The following is an 11,267-nucleotide window of genomic DNA, read 5'->3' on the forward strand; positions in this document are numbered from 1 at the left end:
ATGAGTTATTTAGCCCGAAAGAATGCTTAATGTTTTGATAAAATTGGTATATAAAAAAGCCTGCATTTGCAGGCTTTTTTATTGCTCAGAATTAATGTCACACTGTGTAACTAGTTAAAACTAGTGGTCGCGGTCAACCGCAATACGGGCAAGGCTTATAAGTGCTTGCTTATAGTCAGACTCAGCTAAAAAGTCTAAACAGGCAATGGCTTTTTCGGCCTCAAGCTCTGCTTTTTGCATTGTAAACTCAAGCGCATTAGTTTGTTTTAGTGCAGTTAAAATTTCCTCTAAATGCTCCATACCATTACTGTGCTCTATTGCATCACGAATAAGCTGTGTTTGCTGCTCGCTACCATGTTGCATAGCATAAATAAGCGGAAGGGTTGGTTTGCCTTCAGCTAAATCATCGCCAATGTTTTTACCTAGCTGCTCAGCATCTGCATTGTAATCGAGTACGTCATCTACTAGTTGAAACGCAGTACCTAAATGCATACCGTATAGGTTTAGTGCATCAAGTGTCGCTTGGTCTTGCTCTGTGATAATGGCAGCAAGGCCTGTAGCTGCTTCAAATAATTTAGCCGTTTTAGAGTAAATAACCTGCATATAGCTGGCTTCAGTCGTATCTGGGTCATTGCAGTTCATCAGCTGCAATACTTCACCTTCAGCAATAATGTTTGTTGCATCGGCAAGTACTTGCATAATCTGCATTTTTCCAAGGCCAACCATAAGCTGAAATGAGCGAGTGTAAATAAAGTCACCAACCAATACGCTAGCAGCATTACCAAATTCAGCATTTGCTGTAGGCGTGCCACGTCGTAAGTTTGATTCATCTACAACATCATCATGCAATAGCGTTGCTGTATGGATAAACTCAACAATTGTTGCAAGTGTTATGTGATCTTTACCCTGATAACCGAGCGCTTTGGCTGCTAAAATAGCCAGCATTGGACGAACGCGTTTGCCGCCACTGCTAACTATATATAAACCAAGCTGATTAACTAACGCCACATCTGAGCGCATTTGCGCATGTATAAGTTGATTGACGTCATTCATATCGCTTTCGATTAACGCCTGGATAGCTTTTATATCCATTGATCTCCGAGCCAATTTTTATGTGTGAACGGCGCAGATTGTACAACAAAAAATGCACTAGCTCGATATTTTGTGACGATTGATTGAAAAAACACTATTAAAGTACTTAATTTAGACTGAATTAGCCAAGATAACTGATTAATTGATAATCAATATACAGTTTATGGTGTGCTTAGATATTGAGCTGTGAGGGTCATATTTGAGTACATTAATTTATTTCGGCTAAGAGTTAAAAAGCGCTTGGCAAAAGGGCCAATTAATATAAAATGGGGTAAATATTGAATTGCTCTCAAAGCAGCTACTTTTTATTCATTTTAATTACAAAATAGGCTTGCTAGTTATTTCGCGTTAGCGTAAACTTCGCGCCCTATCGAAGAATATTTTAGTTGCGCCGATTTGAGGGTGCACAGACGGAGTTAATTATGTACGCGGTTTTCCAAAGTGGTGGTAAACAGCATCGTGTGACTGAAGGTCAAACGATTCGTCTTGAAAAATTAGACGTTGAAACTGGTGCGGCAGTAGAATTTGATTCAGTACTTTTAGTTGCTGATGGTGAGAAAATCGAGATCGGTGTACCGTTCGTAAACGGTGGCAAGATAACAGCTGAGGTTGTTTCACATGGTCGCGGTGAGAAGATTAAGGTTGTTAAATTTAGACGCCGTAAGCATTCTCGTAAGCAAATGGGCCATCGTCAATGGTTCACTGAAGTTAAAATCACTAGCATTAGCGCTTAATTAGAGGTACTTAGAAATGGCACATAAAAAAGCAGCTGGTAGTACTCGTAACGGTCGCGATTCAGAAAGCAAACGCCTAGGTGTTAAGCGTTTTGGTGGCGAATCAGTTCTAGCGGGTAGCATCATTGTTCGTCAGCGTGGAACTCGTTTCCACCCTGGTACTAACGTAGGTATCGGTAAAGACCACACTATCTTCGCAAAAGCAGATGGTAAAGTTCAGTTTGAACAAAAAGGTCCTTTAAACCGTAAATACGTAACTATCGTAACTGAGTAATCAGTAAGGTAGTTAAAAACCCCGCCTTTGCGGGGTTTTTTGTTTTGTAGTCAGCCAATATATACCCAAGCCTGCATTTGTGCTGGCTTGGGTATATAATAGAGTTATTAAACAAGCCAATCCCTAAAGTGAGTAATCATGAAGTTTGTAGATGAAGTAGAAATTCGCGCAGAAGCTGGAGACGGTGGCAGCGGCATCGTGTCTTTCCGTCGTGAAAAATATGTTCCAGATGGTGGACCAGACGGCGGTGACGGTGGAGACGGTGGTAGTGTTTATCTACAAGCTGATGAAAACTTAAATACCTTAATTGATTATCAGTTTGAGCGCTTCCATAGAGCTGAACGTGGTACTAACGGTCGTAGCCGTAACTGTACAGGCCGAAAAGCTGATGACTTATTTGTTATGGTGCCTGTAGGCACGCGCATCATGGATGTTGATACCCAAGAGGGACTTGGCGATTTAACGCAACATGGTCAACGAATTTTGGTTGCAAAAGGTGGTTTCCACGGCTTGGGGAATGCGCGTTTTAAATCAAGTACTAACCGAGCACCTCGTCAAAAAACATTAGGCACACCAGGTGAAGTACGTAACTTAAAATTAGAGTTACTATTATTAGCTGATGTTGGTTTACTTGGATTACCAAATGCCGGTAAATCTACGTTTATCCGCAGTGTATCTGCAGCAAGACCAAAAGTAGCTGATTACCCATTCACGACGCTTATTCCTAATTTAGGTGTAGTACGTCCTGAAGCAAATAAATCATTTGTTATAGCCGATATTCCGGGTCTAATTGAAGGTGCATCTGATGGCGCAGGCCTAGGTATTCGCTTTTTGAAACATTTAGAGCGTTGTCGTGTGTTATTACACATTATTGATGTAATGCCGGTAGATGGTTCAAACCCTGTTGATAATGCGTTTTCGATTATTAACGAACTGCACCAATACAGCCCTAAATTAGCTGAGAAGCCACGCTGGTTAGTATTTAACAAAATAGATTTATTACCAGAGGATGAAGCAAAAGCGTTATGCGAATCGATTGCAGAAGAGCTGGGCGAAACTGAAAATATCTATCACATTTCAGCAATTAATAAACTTAACACTCAACCATTAATCCACAACATAATGACACTACTTGATAGCATGCCTAAAGAGAAGTTTGTACAAGTGGAAGATGAAGAAGTTGAATTTAAGTGGGATACCTATCATGAAAAAGCCACTAAAGGTAAGGGCAATGATGATGATTGGGATGACTGGGATGAAGATGATTACGACGTAGAAGTTGTCTACGAGCGTTAATTAAATAGAATTTACTAAAAAGGAGCTTATGCTCCTTTTTCTTTGTTTAAGAATAAAGTACTAGGTGTTTATTATGATAATTTCAATGATAGCAGCAATGGCAAATAACCGTGTAATTGGTCTAGATAATAAAATGCCATGGCATTTACCTGCAGATCTTCAGCATTTTAAAAAGGTCACTACGGGTAAGCCTGTGATCATGGGTCGTAAAACTTTTGAGTCTATAGGCCGTCCATTACCTGGGCGCCGTAATATTATTATTACTCGAAACAGCGAATATACTGCACAGGGTATTGAAGTAGTAACTACGCCAGATGCCGCATTAGAACTCGTTGCTACTGCTGAAGAAGTAATGATTATTGGTGGTGGTAATATCTATGAGCAATTTTTACCAAAAGCAGAGCGCCTGTATCTAACTTTTATTGATTTAGATGTTAAAGGCGATACACAGTTTCCTGATTACAATAAAGTTGCTAATTGGTACGTGAAAGAAGAGCAAGAAAACCATCCGGATGACAAGAATTTATCTAGTTATAAATTCGTAACTTTATATAAAGAACGTTAACATTATTGCGTAAATTTTGATAGATTGATATAATATTCGATAGTCTATATAAGAACAAAGTATTATAAAGGGTTTGTCATGTTTAAATTACCAAAGCTAGTTGCACTTACTGCCGTTGTAGCTGTTAGTTCGTTTTCGTATACAGCACCTGTAAATGCTGAAGATCAATTAGCAGTATCTATTTGTGAATATATTGCGGCAGACGATAAAAACCGATTACGCAGCAAGCTTAAAAGCTCTCGTGTAAAAATTCGTAATATTTATGATGCAGTACAATGTAATGGTAATAACTTATTACGTCATGCTGTTGCTAGTAATGCAGTAGATACTGGTGAGTATATAGTTAAAAACTTATCAAAAAGTGCGTTAACAGATGGTGCTGATATTGCTTGGGCTGAAGGGAATTTTGCCAGCTCACCGCTTATTGCAGTAATTAAAGAGCGTGCAGGTCTTTAATTATAAAAAGGTTTTGTAACGCGACCTTTAGTTAGAAATTTATTGGTCTGGGTTTGTTATTTATAGCAAACCCAGGCTTTTTTCGTTTAGCTAATGTAATCTCACCCCACAACAAAATCATTAATAAACTTCATAACTTACCTGCTCATTTTAAATAACCAAAAATGTAGAGTCTCTGTTTAATAAACAGCTTCAAATTTACTTCTTCAAAAGAGGTAACTTTATTCAGCTGGTATCTATTTTGTATCTGCTAGTTTGTACCAATACGCAATAATACTTAATTATTTTGCGGGGCTAAATGTGTCGCACCTGTGTTAAAAAATTCTCATTTAGAACAACTAAGTAGCGAATTTTTTGCCTAGCTATCAAGACGTTTTTCCATCCTAAAAATAGATCACTTAATTAAGTGAATTGATATTATTTACAAACTTAATCACTAAGGACAGATATGAAAGCTGTAATTCCAGTAGCTGGCTTAGGGACGAGAATGCTCCCTATGACAAAAGCTATCCCAAAAGAAATGCTCCCAATAGTCGATAAGCCTCTAATTCAATATATTGTCAGCGAATGTGTGTCCGCTGGTATTAAAGATATTGTGTTAGTTACGCATAGCTCTAAAAATGCAATCGAAAACCACTTTGATACAAGTTATGAACTAGAAGCGACTCTTGAGAAGCGTGTTAAACGAGCTTTATTAGATGAAATTCGCTCTATTTGTCCAAATGATGTAACTATTATGAGTGTACGCCAAGGTGAAGCTAAAGGGCTTGGACATGCTATTTTATGCGCTAAACCAATAGTTGGTGATAACAACTTTGTTGTGCTCCTGCCAGATGTGATACTTGATGCCTATACTGCGGATCAAGAAACTGAAAACTTAGCGGCCATGATTAAACGCTTTAAAGAAACTCAAGCAAGCCAAATAATGCTTGAGCCGGTAGCTAAAGAAGACGTTAGTAAATATGGTATTGCTGATATAAACGGTGTTGAGTTAATGCCAGGTAAAAGTGCTGCAATTAAAGCAATGGTTGAAAAACCTGATGCAGATTTAGCGCCTTCTAATCTAGCTGTTGTAGGGCGATATGTACTGAGTAAGAATATTTGGCCTCTACTTGCAAAAACGTCTGTAGGTGCTGGCGGTGAAATACAACTTACAGATTCTATTGACGCATTAATGGCACAAGAAACCGTTGAAGCATTTCATATGAGTGGTCGCTCTCACGATTGTGGAGATAAGTTAGGTTACTTAAAAGCAATTGTTGAGTACAGTCTGCGAGATGAAAAGCTAGGTAATGATTTTTCAAGTTTTATAAATGATTTGAATTTACCTTAATACAGCGCGTATTCTTCGTTCTATGGTAGGCTATTTTGAGCTACTAAGTTAGCCGTACTTTTTATACCTAGTAGTAGGCTACGTAGTACGATTGTTACTTATTCTGTATTAATCTTTTCAAGGAATTACCATGATTGAGCAAGGCCAAGAATTACCAGCAGTGACGTTAACGCAATTAACTGACGACGGTATGCAATCTCTTACAAATAAAGAATTGTTTGAAGGTAAAAAAGTCGTGTTATTTGCAGTACCTGGTGCGTTTACTCCAACGTGTTCAAATGCCCATTTACCTGAGTTTATTACCCTTGCTGATAAAATTAAAGCAAAAGGTGTTGATGCTATTTACTGTGTATCTGTTAATGATGCATTTGTTATGAAAGCATGGGGTGACTCACAAAACGCGCAAGAAATTACAATGCTTGGGGATGGCGATGGAAGTTTCACTAAATCGTTAGGGCTTGATAAAGATACTGCTAGTTTTGGTGGTATACGTTCAACGCGTTACGCTATGATTATTGAAAATGCGCTAGTAACAGGTTTATTTGTAGAACAAGACAAAGAGTTTGTTGTAAGCCGCGCAGAATCAGTACTAGAGAAGCTATAACAGTAATAAAGTGTAGATTTTAGCTTTAACTAATCAGCTAGTTATTATTGAAAAACCGATGTTGGCAACAACATCGGTTTTTTTTATTAAAGGCTCAAACTTTAAATTACGGTTGGTATTGCCCGCTAAGCGTTAAACCAGAGAAAGTGCTATAAGCGTTAACGCTTAAGTGCCAAGTACCTGCTTGTGGATTAGTAAATGTACATGTTTCTGCATTGCCATTTTTATAAGGGCGGCAATCGTATGAGCTTGCTGTTGGTTGGCTACCGTATTTTACAAATAAATCAGCATCGCCACTGCCACCCGATGTTGTTACTGTAAACGTACTCATTCCAGTTGGTACATCTAACGTGTAATGTTTCCACTGCCCAGTATTGGCTGACACATCGCTAATCGTGCCGCCGCCTGCTTGTGGAGTACCTGAACCGCCACCCGATGATGAACCACCAGTAATATTACCTACCAAGCTAACAGCTGAATACGCAGAGTAGCCGTTAAGCATTACGTGGTAAGTTCCCGCAGTAGGGTTATCAATAGAACACTCTTCACTATTACCGCCTTTATATGGACGACAATCATAGGTAGTAGTTGTAGGTTTACTGCCTGCACGTACGTATAAATCAGCATCGCCAGTGCCACCACTCATAGTGAATGTTACGTTAGTTGCACCGCTTGGAACTGTCATCGTGTAAAATGCTTGTGCATTTGCAGCCCCACTTAAACCTGTTTTAGCTTCACCATTAATAAGCTCGCTATCGCCACCTGTAGGTGGAGTAGTGCCGCCACTTGCTGCTGCAACAGCTGCGGCAGCATCAACAATACCCGTACCACAGCTAGTACATGTCGCAGGGAACGAACGGGTAGTTGATTTTAAAATACTTTCTATTTCGTCAGGCGTTGCATCTGGCTTTGCTTGCTTAATAAGTGCCGCAACACCTGCTACGTGGGGCGCAGCCATTGATGTACCTTGTGAAAAGCCATAGCTGTCGCTTGAAGGTGTAGACGAACCTGAATTGTAAGTTGATAGAACGCCTTCAGAGTCGTTTGCAAAGCTTTGTGCGCCACCTGGTGCTGCAACATCAATATTGCTACCGTAGTTTGAGTAATAAGCTCTGCCGCCATTACGGCCCACTGAGGCTACGTTTACAACACCGTTACAGTTACCTGGGTTGTAGTTTGCTGAGTTATCGTTATCGTTACCTGCAGCAATAACTACCACAGTGCCGTTACTACGTGCTGTGTTAATTGCATTTTGAGTTGTAGAGCTACATGAACCGCTGCCACCTAAACTCATATTAATTACATCAGCAGGGTTTGAGTTAGCAGGAATACCTGAAACACTTCCACCAGATGCCCAAATAATACCATCTGCAATATCTGAGGTTAAACCACCACACTTACCTAGTACACGAACAGGCACTACTTTTGCGTTATAAGCTACGCCTGCAACACCTTCACCGTTATTGGTTACCGCAGCAACTGTGCCGGCTACGTGCGTGCCATGCCAGCTAGAGTTTTGTGCACCGTTAGTGCCACATTCATTCGCAGCAACTGCATCACCTGGATCACGTGCATCGCTATCGCGACCACCACCGTCATTAGCTACCGAAAGGTTAGAGATCATATCGTAACCCGGTAAAATATTAGCGTTTAAATCAGCATGAGGGCGGTAGCCCGTATCTAGTACAGCTACAACTACACCGCTACCCGTTGCGGTATCCCATGCGGTCGGTAAGTTTAAACCACCGGCTTGCTCGTAGTAGTGCCATTGGTCATCAAAACGTGGATCGTTAGGAGTTGAAAACGGCTTTAGCATTTGATCCACTTCAATGTATTCCACATTGCCAGAATCAACCATTTCTTGCATAAACTCTTGAGCTTCTGCCGCACTTAATTTTTTATCAGCACGCATTACGTGATGATTATTAAGTGCCATTGCACGAACGTATTTTGCTTTTACTTTGCCTTTTTTAGAAGCGAAGTTTTTAACAAAGCTTTGTGCGTGCTTTTTCATGCTAGCTGGGCTTGCGTCTGCAGTTGAGAGGCTCGCCATTTCGTTATTATTTTTATATTTAATAATGAACTGAGTTTTGAAACCGCCTTGGCTTTGTAGTTTAGCCGATGTTTCAGCCATTGAACTTGAAACTGATTGAGCCATGCCAGATGTTGCAGCAAAAAGCGTACTAACTGTAATTGCAATTGCACATCTTTTAAAAGTTTTACTTGTTGTCATAATTATCCCTAGATTTTTATTTATTATTTCGTGATGTAGGATCACGATGCGGGAACAAAAGTAAACGATCTGTTAACTAGGTTAAAATATCAATTTATTATGTACCTCTTTCATTTAGTTATAACTCAGGTTTTTAGCGGTTTACTCGTTGTTTAGTATTTGTCATATAAATTAAAAATAAGTATAAAGGGTTGGTTTGTTGTGCGAGTAATTATTCCCGACTTATTACTGATGCGTTTTTGTTGTGTAATTGCTAATAATTTAAATGCTACGTTGTTAGCTATCAAACTTTGCTATAATCGGAAAAATTTTTTAGTAGGGTAAAATAATGAGTCAAGTAGATGTAATTGTAATAGGTGCGGGAGCAGCAGGATTAATGTGTGCAGCGCAAGCTGGATACCGTGGCCGAAGCGTTACAGTACTTGATATGGGAAAAAAACCAGGTCGTAAAATTTTAATAAGTGGTGGTGGGCGTTGTAATTTTACAAATGAAAACGCAACCCCTGATAACTACTTATGCGCAAATGCTCATTTTGTTAAATCATGTTTAAGTCGCTATACACAGCATGACTTTATTGAGCTGGTAGACAGACATGGCTTGGCGTATCACCATAAAACATTAGGTCAGCTTTTTTGCGATAACAATGCACAAGACATTGTTGATATTTTACTGACCGAATGTGAGTGGGCCGGGGTAAATATAAAACTACGCAGTGAAGTGATCAGCGTATCAAAAACCGAAACCGGCTATAGCGTTACCACAGAGCAAGAAACCTTAAGCTGTGAGTCGTTAGTTATAGCATCAGGTGGCTTAACTATGCCAAAACTAGGGGCTACACCAATAGGTTATAAAATTGCAGAGCAGTTTGGCTTAAGCGTGTTACCAACTATGGCTGCACTTGTGCCGTTTACTTTGCATCAGCATGATAAAGAGCGTTTTGAAGGGCTCTCGGGAATTAGCATTCCTTGTGAAGTTTCAAGCGAAGACGGCACCGTATTTAAAGAAAACATCCTCTTTACTCACCGAGGGTTATCGGGCCCAGCAATATTGCAAATAAGCTCATTTTGGCGAGCAGGGCAGGCTGTAACTATAAACCTATTACCTGAAATTGATTTAAGGCAGCAACTTGCTGATTGGCGAGAAACGCAAGCACAAAAGTCGTTAAAAAATAGCCTTGCGACTATTTTACCTAAACGCTTTATAGAAATACTGCACGAAAGCAAAGCGATACCAGATTGTAATATTAATCAGCTTACCCATGCTCAAATAAATGAGTTAGTAAATTATATTCATGCGTGGCAAATTAAACCCAATGGCACAGAAGGTTATAGAACAGCAGAAGTAACATTGGGCGGTGTAGATACTGACGAGTTGAGCTCAAAAACCTTTGAAGCTAAAAAAGCTAAAGGCCTATACTTTATAGGCGAAGTAACTGACGTAACAGGTTGGCTTGGAGGCTACAACTTCCAATATGCGTGGAGCTGTGGATTTGCTTGTGGGCAGCACGCTTAAGTTTAGGCTATAAACCTATTTAAGTAAGTTGATTGAGCGATAACGGTTGAATCGTTATCGCTAACACATACTTTATTGCGTCCATTATTTTTAGCCTTATATAGCGCTGTATCAGCCCGCTCCAGTAGTTTTAGCACTGTATCGTCTTTTTGTATCGTTGCTAATCCAATACTTATAGTAAATGCTACATTTGTAACTGTGTTTTCGGCAATATACTTTCTCAGGTCATCGGCTTTTTTAGCGCTATCATTTAAAGAGGTGTTGGATAAAATAATAGTGAATTCTTCTCCACCCCATCGCGCAATAAGTGCGTCATTTCCCATACGGCTTTTTAATATTTTTGCAAATTCAGTTAGCACGTTATCACCAACCAAATGCCCGTAGGTATCGTTTATATTTTTGAAGTGGTCTATATCGCAAATAAGTAAGCAATGTGGGGTTTTAAAAACGTCATTTTTAGCAATTAACTGTGATAATTCAAAATCAAATTTTTGCCTGTTATAAAGCCCCGTTAACTTATCGGTTTCTGCTAAGTGTTGAATTTCTAAGTTACGGATAGATAATCGAGTGTATGCCGAAAACCGTGTTTTTTCGTAAAACCTAAAAATTAAAATATGAGCAAGGCTTACTTCTATAAGATTAAATAAAGAGCCTAAGCCAATTGTTACAGTTTGCTGTTGTTGTAAATACACAAGATACGCACAAATAGCAAAAGCGACTGCACTAAATAGGCTTCCCCAGTTTCTTCCAACTAAAAAAAAGCTAAAAGGCGGGATTAACGTCGCCCAAAATAAAGAATGCGCATGCCCACCTACAGAAACCACAAACATCATTATTAAGCTAACGACCATAAGGGTAACAGCCCACGCTGCTGCATTTACGTTGGCTGTTTTATTAAACCAAGTATAAATACCTAACGATATCGTAAGTCCTAAGGCATCAATTAAAGCAATGTCATAGCTTTTAAAATAAAAAAGATTGAGGAGTGTTAAAACTAAAAAGTAACATGTAGTTATTAGTAAAGAGTGGGCTATTAAGCGAGTACGCCAAAAATCCTTATGGTCTTTTGGGTATTGTGGAAACTCTTTGTACCAAAAACCTAGCATAATGAACGACTCTTTAGCCTCTGAATTTAGTGATTATTACTTATATTAGGCTTTTATTATA

At 39.3% G+C, this 11,267-nt stretch carries 11 protein-coding genes; 8 read left to right on the forward strand and 3 right to left on the reverse strand.

What is annotated here, in order from left to right:
* Window positions 1–120: 120 nt before the first annotated feature.
* On the reverse strand, window positions 121–1,092 hold the full coding sequence (gene ispB / locus H5115_RS07700; RefSeq protein ID WP_024596483.1) for an octaprenyl diphosphate synthase: 972 nt from the start codon (window positions 1,090–1,092) through the stop codon (window positions 121–123).
* A 422-nt stretch (window positions 1,093–1,514) separates the two neighbouring features.
* Here ispB and rplU point away from each other — a divergent pair, with 422 nt between their 5' ends.
* The 7 genes from rplU (at window position 1,515) to H5115_RS07735 (ending at window position 6,354) form a co-directional block, all read left to right on the forward strand.
* Window positions 1,515–1,826 (forward strand): 50S ribosomal protein L21, encoded by a 312-nt coding sequence (gene rplU / locus H5115_RS07705; protein ID WP_002957748.1) that lies wholly within the window; start codon window positions 1,515–1,517, stop codon window positions 1,824–1,826.
* A gap of 16 nt (window positions 1,827–1,842) precedes the next feature.
* Window positions 1,843–2,100: a 50S ribosomal protein L27 gene (rpmA, locus tag H5115_RS07710; protein WP_002957747.1), complete on the forward strand. Its 258-nt coding sequence runs from the start codon at window positions 1,843–1,845 to the stop codon at window positions 2,098–2,100.
* Window positions 2,101–2,238: 138 nt separating this feature from the next.
* Window positions 2,239–3,396 carry an Obg family GTPase CgtA gene (gene cgtA / locus H5115_RS07715; protein WP_002957746.1) on the forward strand — a complete coding sequence of 386 codons (1,158 nt, stop codon included), beginning with the start codon at window positions 2,239–2,241 and terminating at the stop codon, window positions 3,394–3,396.
* 73 nt (window positions 3,397–3,469) lie between these two features.
* Entirely contained in the window at window positions 3,470–3,961 is a 492-nt protein-coding gene (gene folA, locus H5115_RS07720; protein ID WP_138489689.1) for a type 3 dihydrofolate reductase, read from the forward strand.
* Window positions 3,962–4,039: 78 nt separating this feature from the next.
* Complete coding sequence (locus H5115_RS07725; protein WP_024594810.1) at window positions 4,040–4,417, forward strand: DUF3718 domain-containing protein; 378 nt, start codon at window positions 4,040–4,042, stop codon at window positions 4,415–4,417.
* 448 nt (window positions 4,418–4,865) lie between these two features.
* Window positions 4,866–5,750 (forward strand): UTP--glucose-1-phosphate uridylyltransferase GalU, encoded by an 885-nt coding sequence (galU, locus tag H5115_RS07730; protein WP_024594811.1) that lies wholly within the window; start codon window positions 4,866–4,868, stop codon window positions 5,748–5,750.
* Between the two features lie 130 nt (window positions 5,751–5,880).
* The gene (locus tag H5115_RS07735; RefSeq protein ID WP_024594812.1) at window positions 5,881–6,354 is read left to right on the forward strand and encodes a peroxiredoxin; all 474 of its coding nucleotides are present in this window, start codon (window positions 5,881–5,883) and stop codon (window positions 6,352–6,354) included.
* A 106-nt stretch (window positions 6,355–6,460) separates the two neighbouring features.
* Here the strand turns inward: H5115_RS07735 and H5115_RS07740 are convergent, their stop codons facing one another.
* Window positions 6,461–8,587 (reverse strand): S8 family peptidase, encoded by a 2,127-nt coding sequence (locus H5115_RS07740; RefSeq protein ID WP_182754599.1) that lies wholly within the window; start codon window positions 8,585–8,587, stop codon window positions 6,461–6,463.
* 328 nt (window positions 8,588–8,915) lie between these two features.
* Between H5115_RS07740 and H5115_RS07745 the strand changes: the two genes are divergently transcribed.
* Window positions 8,916–10,100, forward strand: coding sequence for an NAD(P)/FAD-dependent oxidoreductase (locus H5115_RS07745; protein ID WP_024595536.1), 1,185 nt, complete (start codon window positions 8,916–8,918; stop codon window positions 10,098–10,100).
* Between the two features lie 2 nt (window positions 10,101–10,102).
* On the opposite strand, the gene H5115_RS07750 is transcribed toward H5115_RS07745, so the two are convergent.
* The gene (locus H5115_RS07750; protein WP_182675577.1) at window positions 10,103–11,206 is read right to left on the reverse strand and encodes a GGDEF domain-containing protein; all 1,104 of its coding nucleotides are present in this window, start codon (window positions 11,204–11,206) and stop codon (window positions 10,103–10,105) included.
* Window positions 11,207–11,267: the final 61 nt, after the last annotated feature.

Source organism: Pseudoalteromonas sp. SR44-2 (assembly GCF_014163745.1).
GTDB lineage: Bacteria > Pseudomonadota > Gammaproteobacteria > Enterobacterales > Alteromonadaceae > Pseudoalteromonas > Pseudoalteromonas distincta.